Source organism: Sorangium sp. So ce693, assembly GCF_051521375.1.
Taxonomy (GTDB): domain Bacteria; phylum Myxococcota_A; class Polyangia; order Polyangiales; family Polyangiaceae; genus Sorangium; species Sorangium atrum.
The window spans coordinates 6,308,332-6,328,548 of the sequence record NZ_CP150347.1 but is presented as its reverse complement, the minus strand read 5'-3'; the positions used below and the strand labels follow the sequence as shown (position 1 = coordinate 6,328,548).

14 protein-coding genes are annotated in these 20,217 nt (G+C 69.5%); 7 read left to right on the top strand and 7 right to left on the bottom strand.

Annotation, left to right across the window (positions count from 1 at the left end):
* The first annotated feature begins 242 nt into the window (after window positions 1-242).
* Both WMF14_RS23485 and WMF14_RS23480 read left to right on the top strand, forming a co-directional pair.
* Window positions 243-1,385, top strand: a complete 1,143-nt coding sequence (locus WMF14_RS23485) for a lysylphosphatidylglycerol synthase transmembrane domain-containing protein (protein ID WP_437803813.1) — start codon at window positions 243-245, stop codon at window positions 1,383-1,385.
* 353 nt (window positions 1,386-1,738) lie between these two features.
* Complete coding sequence (locus tag WMF14_RS23480; RefSeq protein WP_437803811.1) at window positions 1,739-5,740, top strand: chemotaxis protein CheB; 4,002 nt, start codon at window positions 1,739-1,741, stop codon at window positions 5,738-5,740.
* Between the two features lie 75 nt (window positions 5,741-5,815).
* On the opposite strand, the gene WMF14_RS23475 is transcribed toward WMF14_RS23480, so the two are convergent.
* Complete coding sequence (locus WMF14_RS23475) at window positions 5,816-6,352, bottom strand: hypothetical protein (protein WP_437803808.1); 537 nt, start codon at window positions 6,350-6,352, stop codon at window positions 5,816-5,818.
* Between the two features lie 326 nt (window positions 6,353-6,678).
* Window positions 6,679-7,587 carry an NmrA/HSCARG family protein gene (locus WMF14_RS23470; RefSeq protein WP_437804274.1) on the bottom strand — a complete coding sequence of 303 codons (909 nt, stop codon included), beginning with the start codon at window positions 7,585-7,587 and terminating at the stop codon, window positions 6,679-6,681.
* A 128-nt stretch (window positions 7,588-7,715) separates the two neighbouring features.
* Here WMF14_RS23470 and WMF14_RS23465 point away from each other — a divergent pair, with 128 nt between their 5' ends.
* A complete protein-coding gene (locus WMF14_RS23465; protein WP_437803806.1) occupies window positions 7,716-8,750 on the top strand; it encodes an AraC family transcriptional regulator in 1,035 nt (344 codons plus the stop codon).
* Between the two features lie 224 nt (window positions 8,751-8,974).
* Window positions 8,975-9,535, top strand: coding sequence for a hypothetical protein (locus tag WMF14_RS23460; RefSeq protein WP_437803804.1), 561 nt, complete (start codon window positions 8,975-8,977; stop codon window positions 9,533-9,535).
* A 188-nt stretch (window positions 9,536-9,723) separates the two neighbouring features.
* On the opposite strand, the gene WMF14_RS23455 is transcribed toward WMF14_RS23460, so the two are convergent.
* Both WMF14_RS23455 and WMF14_RS23450 read right to left on the bottom strand, forming a co-directional pair.
* The gene (locus tag WMF14_RS23455; protein ID WP_437803803.1) at window positions 9,724-10,488 is read right to left on the bottom strand and encodes a CAP domain-containing protein; all 765 of its coding nucleotides are present in this window, start codon (window positions 10,486-10,488) and stop codon (window positions 9,724-9,726) included.
* A 527-nt stretch (window positions 10,489-11,015) separates the two neighbouring features.
* Window positions 11,016-12,317 carry an extracellular catalytic domain type 1 short-chain-length polyhydroxyalkanoate depolymerase gene (locus WMF14_RS23450; RefSeq protein WP_437803802.1) on the bottom strand — a complete coding sequence of 434 codons (1,302 nt, stop codon included), beginning with the start codon at window positions 12,315-12,317 and terminating at the stop codon, window positions 11,016-11,018.
* Between the two features lie 446 nt (window positions 12,318-12,763).
* Between WMF14_RS23450 and WMF14_RS23445 the strand changes: the two genes are divergently transcribed.
* Genes WMF14_RS23445 through WMF14_RS23435 form a run of 3 tightly spaced genes read left to right on the top strand, consistent with a single transcriptional unit; the run spans window position 12,764 to window position 16,057 of the window.
* Entirely contained in the window at window positions 12,764-14,284 is a 1,521-nt protein-coding gene (locus tag WMF14_RS23445) for a protein kinase domain-containing protein (protein ID WP_437803800.1), read from the top strand.
* The gene (locus WMF14_RS23440) at window positions 14,274-15,266 is read left to right on the top strand and encodes a hypothetical protein (RefSeq protein WP_437803798.1); all 993 of its coding nucleotides are present in this window, start codon (window positions 14,274-14,276) and stop codon (window positions 15,264-15,266) included. Before WMF14_RS23445 ends, WMF14_RS23440 begins: the two co-directional genes overlap by 11 nt.
* Window positions 15,266-16,057 carry a hypothetical protein gene (locus WMF14_RS23435; protein WP_437803797.1) on the top strand — a complete coding sequence of 264 codons (792 nt, stop codon included), beginning with the start codon at window positions 15,266-15,268 and terminating at the stop codon, window positions 16,055-16,057. The genes WMF14_RS23440 and WMF14_RS23435 overlap by 1 nt, the downstream gene beginning before the upstream one ends.
* A 145-nt stretch (window positions 16,058-16,202) precedes the next feature.
* On the opposite strand, the gene WMF14_RS23430 is transcribed toward WMF14_RS23435, so the two are convergent.
* From WMF14_RS23430 to WMF14_RS23420, 3 genes are all read right to left on the bottom strand, one after another.
* The gene (locus WMF14_RS23430; protein WP_437803795.1) at window positions 16,203-17,993 is read right to left on the bottom strand and encodes a trypsin-like serine peptidase; all 1,791 of its coding nucleotides are present in this window, start codon (window positions 17,991-17,993) and stop codon (window positions 16,203-16,205) included.
* 289 nt (window positions 17,994-18,282) lie between these two features.
* Window positions 18,283-19,428, bottom strand: a complete 1,146-nt coding sequence (locus tag WMF14_RS23425) for a peptide-N-glycosidase F-related protein (protein ID WP_437803793.1) — start codon at window positions 19,426-19,428, stop codon at window positions 18,283-18,285.
* Window positions 19,429-19,604: 176 nt separating this feature from the next.
* The gene (locus WMF14_RS23420; RefSeq protein WP_437803792.1) at window positions 19,605-19,931 is read right to left on the bottom strand and encodes a hypothetical protein; all 327 of its coding nucleotides are present in this window, start codon (window positions 19,929-19,931) and stop codon (window positions 19,605-19,607) included.
* Window positions 19,932-20,217: the final 286 nt, after the last annotated feature.

Below are 20,217 nucleotides of genomic sequence, written 5' to 3'. Positions count from 1 at the left end.
CTTCAGCGAACCAGGAAGATAGCCGATCCCCGCGTCACGCCGCGCGTTCGTCGGCTGCTCGAGCGCGTCGGACGCGCTCGACCGGAGCGGACGGGCTCGACACACGACCGCGCGTGTCGCGGCGTGCCGCGACGTGTCGCCGCGGCGTTGCGCCCATGACATCAGCGCGCGACGCGCCTGCGCGATACGAGCATGCGCCCTCGGCCTCAGGCCCTCGGCCGGCGCCGGAGCGCGAACGTGCGATGCCCCTCCTTGCCCCTGACGCTGCCCGTGACGCCCACGATGAGCCTGTCCCCGGGGCGCGATCCCGCCCGGGCGCGGGCGCCGTCGCGCTGAGGTGGCTCGGGGTCGCCATCGCGGCGGCGGCGCTCTGGAGCACGCTGCGCGGCGCGGATCTCCCGAGCGTCGCGGCGCTCATCGCCTCGGTGGGGGCGCCGATGATGGCGCTCGCCCTGGTTCCCAACCTCGTCGCGCGGCTCTTCCAGGCCGAGGCGAGCCGGCGCGTCTTCGACACGTGCAACCCCGCGTCCGGGCGGCCGGCGCCGTTCTCCCGGTACCTCGCGCTCACGCTGTCGACCGAGGCGCTCAACATGAGCGTCCCCGCCGGCGCTGCCCTCTCCGAGTCGGTCACGTTCTATCTGCTGCACCGGTGGTGCGGGACCCCGGGGCCGCAGGCCGTCGCCGGCATCGCGGCGCGCAGGGCGCTGATCGTCCTCGCGAACGCCGCCTACGTGGCGATCGCCCTCGCGCTCGGCTTCGGCCACCTGGAGCGCGCCTCGCGCCCCCTGATCGGCGGGCCGGGGCTCCCGTGGCTCGTGGTCCTCTCGGGGCTCGGCCTGCTCGCCGTGGCGCTCGCGCTCGCGGGCGCGCTCCTCTCGGGGACGGTCGCGTCTCGGGTCTTCGCGTGGCTCAAGCGCCTGCCCGGCCAGCGCGTGAAGGCCTATATCGACGCGAGGGCCGCGGCCTTCTCCGCGACCGACCGGCACGCGGCCGCGCTCGGGGAGCGCCGCCCCGCGCTCGCGGCCGCGGCGCTGCTGCTGCTCGGGATGTGGCTCGCCGAGGGCGCCGAGACGTACTTCTTCCTCCGGCTCCTCGGGGTCGACGTCTCGCTCCCCGAGGTCCTCTCGTTCGAGGTCGTCCTCGCGCTCCTCCGCGCCGCCGCCTTCATGGTGCCTGCCGGGCTCGGCGTGCAGGACGCCGGCTATGTCGCCTTCCTGACCGCGCTCGGCGTGCCCGCCGCCGCCACGGTGGGCGCCGCCTTCGTCCTCATCAAGAGAGCCAAGGAGCTCGTGTGGATAGCGCTCGGCTTGCTCGTGTTCTTCGGCGGCCGGGCGGCGTTCCGCCCCGCGCCCGCCCCCATGGCGGGAAGCGAGGCGACGAGATGATGAGACCGCGACCTCTTCGTCCACCGCGGCGTCCGGCCGGAGAAGGTCGTCGTCACCGGGATACCGACCTTCTGACGAACCCCGCCTGAGAGGGAGCCTCGCTCCCTGCGCACGAACCCCGCCGTCCCTGAGCCGTTGCGAGGCCGCAAGACTCACATGGGGCGCGCAGCGAGGCAATTTGCCACACATCCGACGTCCGCTCGCCGGCTGAATTCCGGGGATTTTGGCCCAGGTGAAGTCGTTCGCCAGCGGCCACAGCCTGGGCACGCTTGCTGCCGTCGAGGTCGGTCATGTCGACCGAGCGCGAGGTGCGCGATGCCACAAAGACAAGACCCCGCACAGTCCAGCCAGACGTGGCGCCTTACGTCGTAGGGATCGGCGCTTCGGCGGGGGGACTCGAGGCGCTCGAGCACTTCTTCGAGAACATCCCGAAGGAGAGCGGGATGGCCTTCGTCGTGGTCCAGCACCTGTCGCCAGACTTCAAGAGCCTGATGGACGAGATCCTCGGGCGCCGCACCGAGCTGCCCATTCACCTCGTCGAGAACGGCATGCTGGTCGAGCCCGACCACGTCTATCTGATCCCGCCGAAGAAGGAGATGATCATCTCCGGCGACCGCCTCCTCCTGAGCGAGCGGGATCGCGACCAGGAGCTCGCGCTGCCCATCGACGTGTTCTTTCGATCCCTCGCGCAGGACTGCGGCCCGCGGGCGATCGCCGTGGTCCTCTCCGGGGGTGGCAGCGACGGCTCACGGGGGATCCGCGCGGTCCACGAGGCGGGCGGGCTGGTCGTCGTGCAGGACGTCGACAGCGCGCAGTTCGACGGGATGCCGAAGACCGCGCGAGACGCCGGTGTGGCCGACTGCGTCCTGCCTCCCCAGGACATGCCGCGCGTCCTCCTCGATCACGTGAGGTCCAAGGGGCGTAGCCCGGAGCGGGACGCGGTCAGGGTCGATCAGGGGATGAGCGCGGTTTACAGGATGCTCGAGGAGCAGTTCGGCATCGACTTCACGCACTACAAACCGAGCACGGTCACCCGGCGCATCGAGCGGCGGATCCAGCTCGCGCATACGGACGATATCGAACAGTACGTCAAGCGCTTGAGGAGCAAGTCGAGCGAGCTCGACGTGCTCTACCGCGATCTCCTCATCGGCGTGACGCGCTTCTTCCGGAACGAGGAGGCGTTCGGCATCCTCGAGAGCTCGGTGCTCCCCGAGCTCCTGCGCGCGGGGCCGCGCGACGCCCCGTTCCGCGTCTGGGTCGCCGGCTGCGCGACGGGCGAAGAGGTCTATTCGCTCGCCATCCTCCTCCACGAGCTCACCTCCCGGACCGGCCACCGCCCGTTCAAGGTCTTCGCGACCGACGTGCACCATGGATCGCTCGAGATCGCGACGCGCGGGCTCTACGAGGAAGAGGCGGTGGTGAACGTCTCCCCCGAGCGCCTCGAGCGGCATTTCATCCGGCGCGGACGCAGCTACCAGGTTGTCCCGGATCTCCGCCAGGCGGTGGTCTTCGCGCACCACAACGTGATCAAGGACGCGCCGTTCACGCGCGTCGACTTCATCAGCTGCCGCAACGTGCTCATCTACCTTCAGCCGGCGGTGCAGCAGAAGGTCCTGAGCCTCTTTCACTTCGCGCTCAACCGCGGGGGCGTGGTCTTCCTCGGGCCCAGCGAGACGCCGGGGCACCTCGCGCACGACTTCGAGATCGTCGACAAGCAATGGCGGATCTACCGGAAGTACAGCGACCGGCGGATGCAGGTCGAGCCCCGCTTTCAGCCGGCATCGACGAAGGCCCGGAGCGCCCCGCGCTCGGGGATCACCGCGCCCGTCACGCGCAACCCGGCGTCGTACCTGCTCGGGACCTACGACGCGCTGCTCGACGAGTTCATGCCTCCGAGCCTCCTCGTCAATGACACAGGGGAGCTCGTCCACGCGTTCGGCGGCGCGAGCCGGTTCCTGAAGGTCAAGGATGGCAGACAGGGGCTCGACGCCTTCGAGATGCTGGACGGCGACCTCAAGCTGGTGCTGACGGGGGGCCTCCGGCGCGTCGTCAACGAGCGCACGGCGATCGTGTTCAAGGGGGTGCAGGCGGAGGGCGGCGTCTACAAGATCACGATGCGCCGGGTCGAGAGCCGACGAGGCTCCTTGCCCCACGTCCTCATCACGTTCGACGCGATCGACGCGAACGACGGGGCGCCGCGCCGGGCGGCGGTGCCGGTGAAGGAGATCGACCTGGACGACGTGTCGCGCGAGCAGCTCGGCGCGCTCGAGGCGGAGCTCGGTTACACGAAGCAGACCTTGCAGGCGACGACCGAGCAGCTCGAGGCGAGCAACGAGGAGCTGCAGGCGGCGAACGAAGAGCTCCTCGCTTCCAACGAGGAGCTGCAGAGCACGAACGAGGAGCTCCAGAGCGTCAACGAGGAGCTCTACTCGGTGAACGCGGAGTACCAGCGGAAGATCGCCGATCTCACCGAGCTCGGAAACGACATGGAGAACCTCCTGTCGAGCACGGACATCGGCACCATCTTCCTCGACAGGGAGCTCAAGATCAGGAAATTCACGCCGCAGATCGCGGAGAGCTTCAACCTGCTCTTGCAGGACGTTGGCAGGCCGATCGAGACGTTCACCTATGCGGTCGACCACCCGGAGCTCACCGCGGATCTCAAGCGCGTGCTCGCGACGGGGGAGCGCGTGGAGCGCGAGCTGCGCGACCGGCATGGTCGCTCGTTCTTTCTTCGCATCCTCCCCTACCGGGCCAAGGGCACCATCGCGGGGGTCGTGCTCACGCTCATCGACGTGAGCGGCTTGAAGTCGGCGGAGGACGCGCTCTTCCACGAGCGCTATCTCCTGAACAGCCTGCTCCGCAGCGTGCCCGACGCGATCTACTTCAAGGACGCGCGCGGCCGGTTCATTCGCACGAACAACGCCATGGCGGAGCGCCTCGGCCTCTCCGATCCAGGCGAAGCGGCGGGCAAGACCGGCTTCGAGCTGCCTGGGTACGAGGCGGCGCTCGCCGTTCACAAGCAGGACGAGGTGGTGCTGCGGACCGGCGAGGCGCAGCATTACAAGCTGGAGAAGCGCGTGCGGCAGGATGGCGTCGTGGAGTGGGACCTCGTCACGCGGCTCCCGCTCATCGACGCGGCGCGCCACATCGTGGGTATCATCGGGATCTTCAGGAGCGTCACCGCGCAAAAGCGGTCGGAGGAGCAGATCAAGGACGCCGTGCGCAGGCGCGACGAGTTCCTCGCCATGCTGTCGCACGAGCTCCGCAACCCTCTTGGCGCGATCGTCCACGCCACGGCGCTGCTCAAGGAAGACTGCTCCGCGCCTTCCGGCGCGTCCGGGATCGACGAGAAGATCGTCCAGATCCTCGAGCGTCAGTCCGCGCAGATGGCGCGCCTGCTCGACGATCTGCTGGAGGCGAGCCGCGTCACGCAGAACAAGATCGAGCTTCGAAAGCGCGTGCTCGACCTCGGCTCGGTGGTGAAGGACGCCGCCGACGCGGTCAAGAACCTCATGGACACGCGCGGCGTCGATTTCGCGGTCATCGTCGATCCCGAGCCGATCTGGGTCGAGGGCGACCCTGCGCGGCTCCAGCAGGTTCACGTGAACCTGCTCAACAACGCTGCGAAGTACACCTCGCGAGGGGGTCATGTCACGCTGGAGGCCAAGCGCGTGGACGGACACGCGGTGGTCCGCGTGAAGGACGACGGCGTCGGGATCCCGAAGGAGATGCTCGACACGGTGTTCGAGCTCTTCGTGCAATCGAGCCGCACCCTGGACCGATCGGCGGGGGGGCTCGGCGTGGGGCTCACCCTCGTCCGAGGCCTCGTCGAAAAGCACGGCGGCACCGTGAGCGCGCGGAGCGAGGGAGAGGGCAAAGGGTGCGAGTTCGAGGTGCGGCTGCCGATCTCCGAGCCGCCATCCGAGCAGGAGGCGGCGCGCGGCTCGCTTTCCGGGAAGCTCCCCAGGAGATCGCGCGTCGTCGTCGTGGAGGACAACGACGACGGCCGCGAGGCGCTCTGCGCGCTCCTGACGCGCGCCGGGTTCGAGTGCCATTCGGCGAATCACGGGATCTCGGGGATCGAGCTCATGGACGAGGTGCTCCCGCACGTGGCCATCGTGGACATCGGGCTGCCGGGGATCGACGGCCTCGAGTTCGCGCGCCGCGTTCGAGAGAAGCCCCAGCACAAGAACGTCTATCTGATCGCGCTCACCGGCTACGGGCAGCAGGGCGACCGCGAGAGGGCGCGTGGAGCCGGGTTTGACGAGCACATCGTGAAGCCCGTCGATCTCGGCACGCTCAAGCGGCTGCTCGCCGAAGGCGAGCCGGTGACGGGCGAGAGCGGCGCCTGAGGCGCTCGACCGACGGGCAGGATCAGGCGCCGCCGGCGCGGCTCGACGGTCGCGCTGGCCGACGCTGGCGAGCTGTCAGAGGCACTCGACGAGGCCGTCGTAGAGCGATCGGTCCGTTCCAGGGAGCGCCGCGTTGATCGCCCGACCTGACGGCGCCGAGAGCGCCTCGACGAGGTCGGTCACGGCGGTGTCCGGGGCGACGGGCATCTCGCAGAGGAAGATCCTCGCGTCCACCTCCACATCGCCCGTGGAAGGCACGACCTCCTCGTTGCTCGCGGCGAGGACCCACACGCAGCTCCCTATCGTCCCGGCGTGCTCCTCGACGGAGCAACGGAGTCGAAGCGGCATGTAGTTCGTGAAATCGCCTTCGCAGAACGTGTCGCCGCACACGACATCGAAGTCGTCGTTCAGCTCGCGGAGCAGCCCGTACCAGGCGTCGATCTCGGCCGAGCTCGTGAAGTACGACTCGGCGTCGACGAAGCTCTTCGCGCTTGTCGAGCTGGCCGGCGCCGCTGCGTCGTCGCGCTGCGGTGTGGTGCTCTCCGGTGGCTCCGGGGCGCCGCCCTGCGCTGCGGAGCAGGCGAGCGCGAGGACAGGGAGAAGCATGGACATGGCATGATGAACCGACATGGGTGCCTCCATCCGAGCGCGGCGCGTGACGCCGGCTCGGGCTAGCACGCCGCTTCCGGGCCTCGCGCCGTCCCGCAACGGCGGGACCAGCGCGAGGTCGGACCTCGCGGCGTTCTGGTAGGCACGTCGTGCGAGCGGTGTGCCGCGGCCTTTTTGCCGGATCTTCTGGCCCTCTCCGCGCTCCGGGACCTGGCGGCCGCCACCCGCGCCGCCAGTTCCGCCAGCTCGGGGCCATCGCGCGCGCGGCGATCAGATCAGGGCGGCTCCCGGCGTCGCAGCAACGCGCGTGATCGGGCGAGCCCCCGGCCTCACAGAGGGTGGTGTCGAAGCCAGGTCTCGAAGTTGGTGAGTGGAATGCCAAGCGCCCGTGCCGCCTCGGGCGTGGCCGGGCTGCCGTGGTGGTTCAGCCGCTCGTGCGGGCGCGCAATCGTGGGCATCAGACCCCGGGCGATGGCCTCGTCGGCCGTGAGCGACGGAGCTTCGATGGGAAGGTCGAGCGCACGGGCCAGGGCACGGGCAATCTCGCGCATCGTCAACCGTTCGCTCGCGAGCTCGAGCTCCACGCCGTGGAACCGTGACGGCTCCTGGACAGCGGCTGCGGCCGCTGCCCCGATGTCCTGCACGGCGACCAGGGCCAGCTCCGTGTCAGGCGCGATCGTGGTGAGCAGGCGGTCCCCCGTGCCCCCCTCGAACATGATGGAAGGGCGGACGAAGTTCTCCATGAAGAAGGACGGCTTGATGAGGGTCCAGAAGCGGAATCCGGCGTTCTTCACAAGCTCTTCGGTGTACGCCTTGCTCTCCCAGTAGTTGCGTATATGGCCTCGCTCGAGCTCCCAGCCCGGCGCTCGCCGGTGGTGCGCGCCGGCTCCGGACACCGAGGTGTGGATGAACTGGGGCACGCCGACGGCCCGGGCTGCCTCGACGAGGTTCTTCCCCTGTATTCGCTCGGAGTCCGACTCGGGATCGGCCATGCTCGGGTGCTGCACGGAGAACACCGCCCGCGCCCCCTCGCAGGCGACGCGCAGCGAGCCGGGGTCGTCGAAGTTGCCCCGCACGAGGGCCGCGCCTCGAGCGCGCAACGCGATTGCAGGAGCCGCGCCAGGGTCACGAACGAGCGCACGCACGGGGACGCCTCCCTCGAGCAGCGCAGCGGCGACGGCCCCGCCTTGCCTCCCCGTGGCGCCGGTGACCAGCACCGGCTCGGTGGTCGCTTCAATGGACATGAGTTACCCTTCCCGAGGCGAATGAAGGCCTCGAATCACCCCCCAACCATGCGGCGCTCGAGCGGCTGCGACCAGCCGAGCGCGTCCACGTTGTTTGCGAAATCGTCCAGCCGGGGCCGCTCATGGACGCGCTGAGCGAACTCCTGTCCTCGGTTCGAGCGAGGTCGGCGTCGTGGGCTTGCCTCGACGCGAGGGCGCCATGGGGCGTCGCGCTTCGAGGTAGGCCTTCGGCCTTCTGCGTCCACCACGTGGTGAGCGGCGCGGCCTGGGTCTCGGCCGAGAACGACGGCCACGCGCTCGCCCTGGCGACCGGTGATGTCGCCGTGGTACCGCACGGCCGGGCGCATTCGCTCCGGGATCGTGCTGATACGCCGGTGGTCGCTTTCGAAGCGCTGCCCGGGGTCCGCGCGGGCGGTGACGAGCGCGTGTGGCGCCTGACCCTGGGCGGCGTGGGGACCGAGGCGAGGGTCACGTCGGCGCTCGTCGAGCTCGAGGATCCGTTCTCCGTCCCGATCGTGTCGTCGTTGCCGGCCGTGTTCCGGCTCGCGGGTGCGGGCGCGGGTCAGACGGCGCTCGTGGAGCACCTCCGTCTCCTCGCGCGCGAGATCGAGTCGAGGCCGTTCGGCTCCGATCTCGCGCTCGCCCGCATGGCAGACGTGCTGTTCATCCACGTGATGCGGGCCTACGTCGAGACGCTGGGCGACGAGCCTTCGCACTCGTGTCGATCGCTCGAGCTGGTGAGCGCGCTGCGCGATCCGGGCGTGGCCACGGCCCTGGGCCTGATGAGCGGCCGACCGGAGCATCCGTGGACGGTCGCCTCGCTCGCCGAGCAGGTCGGGCTGTCGCGGTCCGCCTTCGCTGCGCGCTTCACGAGCCTCGTCGGCGAGCCGCCGCTCGGCTTCCTCACGCGGATGCGCATGCAGCGGGCGACGATGTTGCTGCGCGAAGGCGCGACGCTCGCGTTGGCGTCTCAGCTCACCGGCTACGCATCGGAGGCCTCGTTCAGCCACGCGTTCCGACAATGGTCGGGCATGGCGCCGGGGGCCTACCGTCGCCAGCAGCACGTGCGCCAGACCAATCCACCAGCTGAGCCAGGCGCCCGGCCCCGAGCCGGGGGAGGCCAGGATCCGCCAGCCCGACGAGCCGCAAGGGCGTGAGGCGCGGGTAGGCGAGAGGCGACGGCAGAGGTGATTCCCCGTGGACGAATCGCGCCGGGACCGGCACGATGCCTCGCCATGGGACGACGGAAGGCGCATGCTGCGGCGATCCAGGATAAGGGGTGCGCGCCGGGCTCGACGCAGGCCAGCGAGGCGCCCGCCCTGCCGCTCGCCGCGCGCGTGATGGTCTGTCTCGGCGGTCGGGCGCGGAGGTGCAAGGTCCGATGCTGAAATGGCTGCTCGTCGGGCTCGTTGTGTTCCTGGTCTACCGGTTCGCGATGAAGCGGCCGCGTTACGATCGGCTGTTCTCGCCGGACCACCTGATCGAGCTCTCGCGCGGGGTCGGCCGCGCCAAGGAGACAGCGCTCAGGCGCGCCGGGGAGGGCCCGCCGGCGGACCCGTTCGCCGAGGGCAATGCGTTCATCACGTCTGCCGACATCGCCGTTGTGTATACAGTCGCCGAGGCCGGCAAGGACGGACGCGAGCACCACGTCTCGCTCTCGTTTCGCGGCGGCGCTCTCGCTCGTGCTGCCGCGGGGTTCCTTGCCGCGGCGCTCTGCCGATTGCTCGGCCTGGGGGAGATGCAGCGCGTGCTCGCGGTCTCGAACAGCGGCGTCTACCACCTGATCTTTCAGGTCTCCTCCGCGGACGAGGCAGGATTCGCAGCGCGATCCGTCCCGAAGCTCGACGATGCGTCTGCGCGGAGGCTCGTCGGCGTGGCCATGGAGGATCGGGGCCCGCTGCTCGCGCGCCTCGGCAAGCTCGACGTCAAGGTCCCGAAATGACGCTCTTGCTTCTCGACCTCTCCGCCGTGCGCTGACCGGCTGCGCCGTCAGTTGCCGTCGGATACACCCCATGAAAACCCCTGGGCCTCGATCGCGTCGAGCAGCGATGCCGTGGCGCGATGGGCGGCGGTCAGGGAATCGACCAGGGGGCGGGCGGTGGTCCACTGCCCTGCGTTGGCGAGGATCCTCTACTCGCAGTCGACGAACACGACGTCGTAGGCGATGGTCGCCGAGATTCCGGAGACGCTCACGGAGTAGGTGTTGCCGGCTTCAGGGTCCCAGCCGTTCGGCACGATGCGGATGGCGTTCGTGGAGCCGTAGCGCCCCTGGAGCGGCTCGACATCGACGGCCAGAGGGGCTCCGGCGCTCGTGATCGTCACCTCGGCGTTCTCGAGCTCGATGTCCTCGCTCTGGATCGACCAGCCGGTGTCGCTGAGCGTGCTCCAGCGGTCGCCGTACGCCTGAATCGGGAACACTCCGGGCGGAGGCCATGCCGTCCACTCCTTGCCTGCGCGCCCCGTCCCTCCGATGTTCTGCATGCAGGAGGCGCCGCTCTTCCCGGTGGAGCCGAGGCCGATCGGACCGAGATCGTTCGCAAGGATGATGCGCCGGTGGCCGAAGGTCGTCTCGTTCCCGGGGTCGATCAGATAGCCCTGAACGCTCGCAACGCCGGGGCCGCTCGAGATGTTGCTTGTCCTCGCGCCGTCCGCGCCTGTCTTCGAGTAGCACTTCCAGCTCTCCGGCGGCTCGTGCGAGAGCGAGTTGTTCGCGTCCATCATGAGCGCGCAGGCCTGGGCCTGAGCGTCGCGGGTGGGCTCGGTCACGACCGGGGGCAAGTCCGCCAGCCAGCGGTACAGGTTGAAGAGCCGGAGCGCGTTCGCTCGACCCTCGGCAGAGATGTCTCCCGGGTCGCACTCGGGATCGAGCGAGCCGCTCCACGTGCCTTCGCTCATGTCGGCCGTGTCGGCGTTGAAGCGCGCGCAGGTGCCCTCCGGCGAGCGATCGCCCGTCTCGGGCGTCGACCCTCCCGAACCCCCCGATGCCGCGCCTCCGCCCCCTGCGCCTGTGCTGACCGCTGACGACCCTCCCGTAGAAGTGCCGCCGGTTCCTTGGGCACTCGAGGCGTCCGAGCCCGAACCCGCACCGCCGCTGCTCGCGGCTGCTCCACCCGTCCCGCCCGACCCGCTCGCTGGCGGTGAGCCGCCCGACGAACCTGGCGTGCCAGGAGCGGCATCTTCGCTGCTGCAGGACGCGGCGGCCGCGACGAGGAGCGCCGTCGATGCGACGAGTCGAAAGCGAGTGAAAGCCGTTTTCATGATGAGAGAAGGAAATCCAAACGCCCCGGAAACGTCAAGCCCCGATTGCGGGACCTGCACCGGGTTGACAGGACGTCTTTCGACGCGATCCGCTTCCTTCCTGAAAGGAGGCGGGGAGCTCCCGGATCCATCGGTCGACCCGGGAGCTGAACGGTGAGTCCGTCTTACGCCGCAGATCGGCGACGACGACGGGCCAGCGCGCCAAGCCCTGCCACGAGCAATCCGACGAGCGCGCCGCCGGGCAGCTGACCCCTGGAGGCCACGTTGAAGCTGCACCCACCGTCGTCCGACGCGCTGTCGCCGCCTGTCGTGGTCGGATCGCTGTCTCCGGAAGAGGTGCTTCCACCCGCGTTGCTCGTCGAGCCGCCCGTGGTGGCTCCGCTGGTGCCTTGCGCCGCGCCTCCGGTGGTCGCTCCGCTACTAGTCGCTCCGCTGCTGGCAGTGCTGCCGCTCGCGTTGCCACCTGCGCCTGAAGTGGCGCCGTTTGCGCTGCCACCTTCGCCACCTGCGCCGGAGGCGCTGCTGCCTCCGCCCGACGCGTCGCTGCCGCCGGTGCCATCACCGCCGCCCGCGCCTTCTCCGGTGGACGGAGGGTCCATATCCAGCCCGAAGAAGCGCACGGCGTCGGCCCACAAGCCTCGCCCCGAGAGATCGTGCGGGGCGCCTTGCGCGGAGTTCGTCTCCAGGACGAGCGTCCCCGCAGCATTCGAGTAAGAGGCCCGACTCCAGGTATCCGAGGAGCCCTTGAAGCTGCTCGTCTTGCTGTCGGACTGACTCAGACCCAGGACGTTCGTCCACTGCGCGATCTCGGCAGGAAAATTCGGGTCGTAGTTGAGGGTGGTGTCAGCCGTTCCGTGCCAGAGCTGAATCCGAGGCCGCGCGCCCGTGAAGTTCGGGCTCGCCTTGCGCACGATGTCACCCCACTGGGCAGCGGTCCTGTTGGCAGGGGTCGTCCAGCCATAGGCGTTTCCTCCCGTCCAGGCGCCGGCGGGAACACCAGCCAGCACCGAACCCCCGGCGAACACGTCGGGGTAGGCAGCGAGGAGCGCGTTCGTCATGCAAGCGCCGGAGGACGCCCCCGCAGCGAAGACCCGGGTCGGATCGGCGTGGTGCTGTGTGATGGCGTACTGGACCATCTTGGTGATGGCCTCTCGCTCACCGCTGCGCGCGGGCGTTGCGTCAAAGCAGTTGCCGCCCGCTTGCGGAGTGATGATGAGGAAGCCGTGCTGATCCGCCAGACCCTGGAACCAGCCATGCGCGTTTCCTGCGTTACCGCTGCAGTAGTGCAGCGAGACCACGATCCCCGGCGAAGCGTCGACCTTGTCCGGGACGTAGAGGTCCATGGGCGTGTTCCCGCCGTAGTTGACCCGGGTCTGCCACGAAGCCGCCAATGACGGCGAGATCGCGAGCAATACAGTTGCGAGGGAAGCGGCGGCGGGCGCGACGAATCGAAGGGTGGTGGTCATTGGCTACCTCGCTATCGATATATCAATAACAGTCGACGAGTAGAGCAGAAATCACGACGGACCGAACTCCGAACTGTCGCTTCCGATCCTGATGTGAATTGCCGCGGTGCGGCTTCCATGTGTGAGAGCATTTGTATCATACTTTCAGGCAAGCCGAGGCGCGTAGTCGAGGCAAGCCACGATCGCTGGGCGAGGAGGTGTGTCATTTCGTAACAATCGGTCGGGGTGTGTCGTTTCGTAACAATCGGTGGAAGGATATGGAAGGGCCTGTCAGCGCCGCGGCCATCGCTGAAGATTAGGTCGTCGTCGCTCTGCTCCCGGCGGGTCGCGACGAGTCAGGGTTGAGCGACCGCGACAGGACAGCATGGGCCAATCCATGGCAGCGCTGCCCGGCCGAGGCCGGTGCAGTGGAAAATTGCATGAGTCTCTGACCACGGCGTGGCATAGTGGATGCCCTTCTGCTGCCCTGGCCTGCCATGTCGAGCCCCGACGAGACCACGATTGCCCCCGGGGATGTCCTCCTCGGCAAGTATCGCGTGGAGAGCGTCCTCGGACGGGGCGCCATGGGGCTCGTCGTCGCCGCGCGCCACCTCGCCCTCGACGAGCGCGTCGCGATCAAGGTGCTGTTGCCGAAGTACGTGCGCGATCCGGAGATCCTCCAGCGCTTTCTGAGGGAGGGGCGCGCCGCCGTGCGCGTTCGCAGCCAGCACGTCGTGCGCGTCGCCGACGTCGGCACGCTCGAGAGCGGCGCGCCGTACATGGTGATGGATCACCTCGAGGGGAGGGACCTCGCCGCCGTGCTCGCGGAGAGCGGGCGCCTCGCGGTGCCCGTTGCCGTCGAGCTCGTGCTCCAGGTCTGCGAGGCGCTCGCGGAGGCGCACGCGCAAGGCATCGTCCACCGGGACGTGAAGCCGAGCAACCTGTTCGTCACGCGGAACGCGGACGGTTCGCCGTGCGTCAAGGTGCTCGACTTCGGGATCTCCAAGATGACGCACGCGGAGGACCACGCGTTGACGCGGGTGGGGGGAGTGCTCGGCTCGCCCCTCTACATGTCCCCCGAGCAGCTCCGCTCCTCGAGCGACGTCGACGGCCGCGCGGACATCTATTCGCTGGGCGTCGTCCTCTTCGAGCTGCTCACGGGGCGGACGCCGTTCTTCGCGCAGGAGCTCGCGCAGCTTGTCTACCTGGTCACGCAGGGGGAGCCGCAGCGGCCGCGCGCCCTCCGCCCGGACCTCCCGGAGCCGCTGGAGCAGGTGATCCTCGCGGCGATCGCGCGCGATCGCGATCGCCGGTTCCCGACCGTCGCGGATCTCGCGCTCGCGCTCGTGCCGTTCGCCCCGCCGCACGCGCGCGCGGCGGCCGAGCGCCTCTTCGGCGCGCTGCGCGGCGCGCTCCCGGCCGGGACCCTGACGCCCGGCGCTCCTCGCGTGGCGCCGGCGGTCACGGCGGCCGGGGCGACCCTGCCCGCGGCGACCGTGCCCCTCGACGGGGGAGCGCTCACGATCGCGCCGCTCGGTACGACGAACCGCAAGCCAGCGTCGCGCGACAGGCGCGCCGCTTCGATCGCGATCGGGATCGGGCTTGCGGTCGTGAGCGGCGGCTTGCTCCTCTGGCGCCTTCCGGACCGGGCCCCGCGCGACATCGAGCGCGAGGCCGCGTCGGCGGCCGGCCCGCAGGGCGCGGCCCCGGAGCCGCGCCCCGCGCAGTCGAGCGCCGCGCCGGACGCTGCCGTCGAGCCTGCCGCCAGCGCCGCGCCGGACGCTGCGGTCGCCGCGGCCGCCGGTGCCGCGCCGTCCAGCGCCGCTCCCCGCGCGTCGGCCGAGGGGCCGCCGCCCGAGGCGCGCGCCACCGCCCCCGCCGCGCAGAAGCCCGCGAGGCCGGGCGGCTCCGCGCAGCCGGCGAAGCGCGGCGCGCCGCAGGTGAAGCGGCCCTCCAGCACCGACCCGTTCTCGCGCGATGTCTTCTGATACCTTCGCCGACACGATGACGCTGCCGCACACGAAAAGCCGACCGAAGCGCGGGCGCGCCGCGCGCCTCTGCGCGATCGGCATCGGCCTTGCGGCGGCGATCGCGGGAGGGCGCGCGGCGAGGGCCGAGGACAAGGCGGGCGCCGTGGCGCTGTTCCGGGAGGCGGGAGCGCTCGTCGACGCTGGCCAGGCGTCGCGCGCCTGCCCCAGGTACGAGGAGAGCCTGCGCCTCTACGACAGCGTCAACACCCGCTATTTCCTCGCCGATTGCTACGAGCGCATCGGCAAGATGGCCTCCGCGTGGGCGCAGTTCCTCGAGGTCGCCGCGCGGGTGCACGCGAGCGGCGACCGCGTGAAGGAGGCGAAGGCGCGCGAGCGCGCGGCGGCCGTCCAGCCGAAGGTCTCTCGCCTCTCGGTGGTCGTCGAGGCCGCGAGCACGCCGGGCCTCGAGGTGAAGCGCGACGGCACGCCGGTCGGCCCCGGCCAGTGGGGCGTGCCCATGCCGGTCGACGCAGGGACCCACGTGATCCAGGCGAGCGCGCCGGGCAAGCGGGCCTGGACGGCGCAGGTCGAGGTGAAGCCGGGCGGCGAGACCTCGACCCTCGTCGTGCGCGCGCTGGAGGACGACCCTGCATCGAGGGACGCGGGCGGCGCGGGGGATGGGCGCCGCACGATCGCGCTCGTCACGGCAGGCGCAGGGGTCGTGGGTGTGGGCGTCGGGGCGGCGCTCGGCTTCGCGGCGAAGTCGAGGTTCGACGAGTCGCGCCCGTTCTGCAACGGCGACCGCTGCGATCGGCGCGGCATGGACATCCGCGGCAGCGCCGTGGCGCGCGCGAACGTCGCGACCGTGGTCTTCGGCGTCGGCCTCGCGGCCATCGCCGGCGGCGGCGTGCTGTGGCTCACGGCGAAGAGCTCGACCCAGGGCGTGTCGCTCGGGCTTTCGCCCGCGGTGGGCGGAGCGCTCGTACAAGGCAGCTTCTGATGCGCTTCCAGGTGCTCTCGGTCGCTCTCTGCGCGTCGGTGGTGCTGAACGGGTGCGGCCTCGTCCTTGGCATCTCGCCCGGCGAGTACGACCCCGATCCGTTTGGCCTCGCTGGAGGGGCCGGGGGAGCCGGCGGCTCGGACGAGGGTAGGGGCGGCGCCGGCGGCTCGGGCGGCTCGGACGCGGAGCCCGAGCTCCCTGCCTGCACCGCGCTCCTCGACGATCTGGAGGACGGCGACGGCGCGATCGTCCGGTGCAAGGACCGCGTCGGCAGCTGGTACACGTACAACGACGGCACCCGGGGCGGCACGCAGACCCCTCTGCCCGGCCGCCCGTTCGTACCGGTCGCGCCCGGGCACGGCCCGAGCGAGTACGCCGCTCACGTCGCGGGGAGCGGCTTCGTCTCGAGGGGGGCCGGCATGGGGTTCGATCTGAACCTCGCCCCAGGGGGCGCGAAGCTCACCTACGACGCTTCTGCCTACTCGGGCCTGACCTTCTGGGCCAAGGCGGCAGCGCCCACGCACATCTACGTGAACTTCCCCGACCGCAACACCGATCGCGAGGGCGGCGTGTGCGAAGGCACGGGCTGCGGCGACCACTTCGGTGAAGGGATCGACATCACGACCGAGTGGGCGCAGTACACGGTCATGTTCGATATCCTCAGCACGGACGGCTGGGGTGTGCCTGCGCCCCCGGCCTTCGACGCTGCGCACGCTTACTCGATCGAGTTCCACACGGCGAAGTCGACCGTGTTCGACATGCTCGTGGACGACATCGCGTTCGTCCCGTGACGGTGATCCGACTCGGCCGTTCCCAGGTAGGTTATCGCGCCTGACAAAGCCTCCCGTCGCCAGGCGGTCGAGGGCTCAGGGCACGAAGCCGCCCCCCACCATCCTTCACCGTCGTGGTCGTGGTCGTGGTCGTGCCGGCGCCGCGTCACATCGCGGTGATCGCGATGTTGTCGACGAGGACCGGATCTCCGGTCGTGACGCGGATCTGCAGGTTGTTGTCGTCCGACGGCGGGGTGAACGACGCCGAGCAGGTGGTGCTCCAGGCGCTCGAGGGCGAGAAGCTCGTCCACATCACCTGGGCGCCGCCGCTCACGACGCGGAGCTCCGCCTGGGAAGACCCGCTCGCGGTGGTCCTGCGCGCGTCGAAGCAGATCTGGTACGGCCGCCCCGCGGCCAGCGCGAGCTGGCGGTTGCGCACCGGGTAGCCCGTCGCGCTCTGCGTCACGCGAACCGCCCAGTTGGGCGCGCCCGTCACCCGCCCGTCAGGGACCACCTGCGCCCGGCTCCCGTCGATGTCATTGCGCCAGTTCGTGCGCTCGTCGAAGGTGTCGAAGTTCATGACCGCGGTGCTCTTCACCACGCTCGGCGCGGACACGAGGATATCGGCGGTCCCGTACACGCCGAGCCCGAGCGTGAGCCCGTCGGACGGGGCGTTCACCTCGAACGTGTGCATCTGCCAGCCCGAACCCACGGTGTTCGCCACGTACTCGCCCCCGACCCACGTCGCGCCGCTCTTCAGCCCCACCCACAGCGAGCTCGAGTACTGGCTCGCCTGCGTGTAGGTCATGAGCGTGATCCGGTAGCTGCCCGCGGCCAGGTTCAGCTTGCCGTGCGAGAGCGCGTCGACATAGCCCGCGCCGGTCGTGCGGTTGATGCGCGCCCACCGGTTCGCCACGTCGAGGGTCGCGAGCGCGGTGAGGTCCCAGAGCGCGTTGCGGCGCTGGCTGTCGAAGCCGAGGTTGTACCAGTCGCGCCGGGCCTCGCCGCGCAGCCGCTCGAGGTCGCGCTGGATGTCGAACTCCCAGTCGAGCTCCTTGTCCGCCCAGCCGTAGTAGCTGGCCGGGGTGAGGCCGAGGCTCGTGACGAGCGAGACGTTGACCGTGGGGCCCTGGGCCGCGGGGTCGAAGCTCGGGTTGATGTACCCCCAGTAGAGCAGATCGCGCATCGAGAGCGCGTTGCGGCCCCAGCACCCGGCGGAGCACGCCGTGGAGAGCGGGGCGATGATCATCTTTCCGTTCGCCGCGTTGAAATGGGGCGAGCCGCTCATGCCCCCTTCTCCCCAGACGTTCATCTCGACGCCGGTGTTCGGCGCCGAGGACGGGGTGAACCAGTGCCCCGCGCCGGTGACGCTCGTGACCTGGCCGTTCGCGAACATGCGCGTGTCGAAGGGGAGGCTGCCGTTCTGCTGGTTGTTCGCCGAGATGCTGTAGATCTGCTGTCCGACGACGGGCGGCGACACATCGAAATCGACGTAGCCGTACTTGTCGCCCGGGTTCTCGCCGGCGGCGTTCGGCCAGCAGAAGAAGAGCACGCCGTCCGTGTCGTTGAACGTCTGCTCCATCGCGTCGCACGTGAAGGCCTCCGTGTCCGACGTGGCGGTGCTGCCGTTCCGGTACGTCCGGAAGGTGATGGTCGTCGGCCCGCCCCCGCAGTGGGCCGCGCTGAAGAAGACGTTCGGGCCGATCATCACGCCGTTGCAGTAGCCGCCCAGCGACGCCTCGGCGAACTGGCTCACCGCGATGTCCGGGTTAGCGGTGTATAGGCTTGCGGCGTTGACGATCCGCTGGTTCGGGCTGAGCGTCATCTCGGCGGCGAGCGCGCTCTCGGCCTCTCCGACCGGCTCATCGTCGAGCTCATCGACGCCGGCTGTCGCGGCGCAGCCGGTGGTGATCAGGATTCCGAGGAACGGTGCGGTGCGGAAGAGGTGCTTCGACATGATCGTCTCCATGGCTCCTGCGCTCTCGCGCGGCGCCGCGGCGCTGGTGGGCTGACACGCAGCGACGCGCCTGGGTCGCTGTGCGTTCGAGGCCCGGCCAAGCAATCGACGTACCGTCCGCGAACCGCGGAATTCGCGCTGCCTTTGGCGAGTTTGTCGCGCGGCCGTCGCACCGCGCCGCGCGGGTGTGGCCTGCGCGGCCACAGCTCGATCTGCAGCCCCAGCCCGAGACATCGAGCACGACGACGGCGTCGCGACGCGAGCCGTCGAGAGGGTCAAAGAGACGAATTCACTGAGCCTGCACGTAGAGCGAGAACGGGAAATTGCCCTCCCCGCCGACGAACGTCGCGTCAGGGACGTCGATCACGAATTCGTGCATGCCGGCGCTCGCGGCCCCCCACGGGACGATCCGGGTGTCGATCGCGTCGCCGGGGCACCAGTTGCTGAACGACTGCCACTCTGCGTTCGACCGCGGGGACCGCCCGTAGATGCCGTTGCCCTGGGTGTTGTACTTGCGAAACGGCTCGCACGACGTGCGCCCGGGCTTGTACTGCAAGGCCAGCTCGCCGTCGACGTACACGTAGTGCTCGCGGCGAATATACTCCTCGCCGCCCTCGTTGGCGCCGTGGTTCGACGTGATCAATACGAGCTGCGCGTTCTGTGTGTCTGCCGGCAGCTCGAAGCGGACGGTCTTGCGGGTCGTGCCGACCTTGTCGCTGGCGCCCGTCGCGTAATTGTTGAAATCTTCGCTGATCGCGAGCGGCAACAGGACGCTGAAGTCCTGGGCCTCCTTCGTGCTGTCGGTGTACAACAGCAGCGATCCGAGCTGCGTGTCATTGCGACCGGCGCAGCCGGGGACCTCGTCGTTCGCGGCGTAAGGCACGCCGAAGATGCCCAGCTCGAGCCAAACATCGTGATCCGCCAGGAGGTCGGGGTCCTTCAAGATCGGTACGAGGTTGCTGGCCTCCCATTCGTAGGGGACCGTCGTCGGCTGCTTGTTCATATCCATGAACGGCGTGACGAACCGCGCGACCTCGATCCGGTCGACCTCGCCGGGAACATAGGTCTGGGCGCCCTTGGGGACCAGCGCCAGGTTGACCGAGCCGAGTCGGTCGTAGTTGTCGCACAGCGCTCCCACGACCACGCGGACCTTCAGGGTGGTTTGGACCTTGGCGAGCAGCTCGTCGGTCAACCTGGTCGCGACCAGCGAGTTGTTGTGGCGGATCACGCCGTCCGGGATCGGTTCGTCGACCGTCTCGGCGTAGCCGTCGTAGAACACGACGTTCTCCAGCACCGGGACCTCCTCGGGGTCCCGTGGCGGCACGCCTCCACTGCCGCCGCTGCCATCGCTGCCGCCAGCGCCTGCGCTGGTCCCGGTCGCTCCGCTCGTGCTCCCGGTGCTCTCGGAGGTCCCGGTGCCTCCGCCAGCGCCCACGTCAGAGGGCTGTTCCTCCGTGCACGCGGCGAGCAGGGCCAACGGACAGAGGCATGGGATCGCGCGACGCAGGGTGCGGCCGAAGGTCATGCGCCGCAGGTTACGCCGCCGCGCCAGTGTGGTGTAGACAAACCTGCGCAACCGGGTGAACTCGTTGGATCTGTTGGTCTTTTGGCTCAGTTGCAGGTGCCGCCCGGGTAGTTGCCCCTCACCTCGAGGGTGGCCGTGCCGGGTTCGATTTGACCGGCGATGTCCCAGGCCTGGCAGCTCGGAAGCGACGTATTGTCCGTGATCGAGAGCCTTTGGACCACGGTATCGAGCGAGCCGAGCGCCGCGATGTCCGTGAGCGCCGGATTTTGCGTGACCAGGAGCGAGGGGACCGAGGTCAGATTGTCGAGGCCCGAGAGGGAGACCAGTCGACCGTTGTCGATGATGTAGATGGTTCTGGTCGCGGCCTCGATCATTTCGAGTCCGACGAGATCGCTCAGGTTCGGATTTCTCATGACCCCCCACGACATCGAGGACGTGACTGTCGGGGTTGAGACCGGTGAGGCTCTGGAGATTTGCGTTGTCGGTGACGGAGAGCTCCACGTCGATCTTGGCGTTCTCGAGGCCCTCGAGGTTCGTTACGCCCGTTTCATGGATCGTAACGATGCCTGCTCGCGTCAAGTTGCTCAGGGTTCGGAGGGACGTGATGCTCGGCTGGTTGAGGATTAGAATGGCTCCGATGCTCGTGAGGTCCTGCAGGCCATCGATATTCGTGAGCGAGGCGTTGCGCTGCAAACAGAG

What these genes read in the sequence shown, in the direction of transcription:
- WMF14_RS23435 (WP_437803797.1), top strand. Translation starts at nt 15,266, where the DNA reads ATGCGCTTCCAGGTGCTCTCGGTCGCTCTCTGCGCGTCGGTGGTGCTG.
- WMF14_RS23420 (WP_437803792.1), bottom strand. Translation starts at nt 19,931, where the DNA reads ATGAGAAATCCGAACCTGAGCGATCTCGTCGGACTCGAAATGATCGAG.
- WMF14_RS23450 (WP_437803802.1), bottom strand. Translation starts at nt 12,317, where the DNA reads ATGACCACCACCCTTCGATTCGTCGCGCCCGCCGCCGCTTCCCTCGCA.
- WMF14_RS23485 (WP_437803813.1), top strand. Translation starts at nt 243, where the DNA reads ATGCCCCTCCTTGCCCCTGACGCTGCCCGTGACGCCCACGATGAGCCT.
- WMF14_RS23455 (WP_437803803.1), bottom strand. Translation starts at nt 10,488, where the DNA reads ATGAGCGAAGGCACGTGGAGCGGCTCGCTCGATCCCGAGTGCGACCCG.
- WMF14_RS23465 (WP_437803806.1), top strand. Translation starts at nt 7,716, where the DNA reads ATGGACGCGCTGAGCGAACTCCTGTCCTCGGTTCGAGCGAGGTCGGCG.
- WMF14_RS23430 (WP_437803795.1), bottom strand. Translation starts at nt 17,993, where the DNA reads ATGTCGAAGCACCTCTTCCGCACCGCACCGTTCCTCGGAATCCTGATC.
- WMF14_RS23475 (WP_437803808.1), bottom strand. Translation starts at nt 6,352, where the DNA reads ATGTCCATGCTTCTCCCTGTCCTCGCGCTCGCCTGCTCCGCAGCGCAG.
- WMF14_RS23460 (WP_437803804.1), top strand. Translation starts at nt 8,975, where the DNA reads ATGCTGAAATGGCTGCTCGTCGGGCTCGTTGTGTTCCTGGTCTACCGG.
- WMF14_RS23440 (WP_437803798.1), top strand. Translation starts at nt 14,274, where the DNA reads ATGTCTTCTGATACCTTCGCCGACACGATGACGCTGCCGCACACGAAA.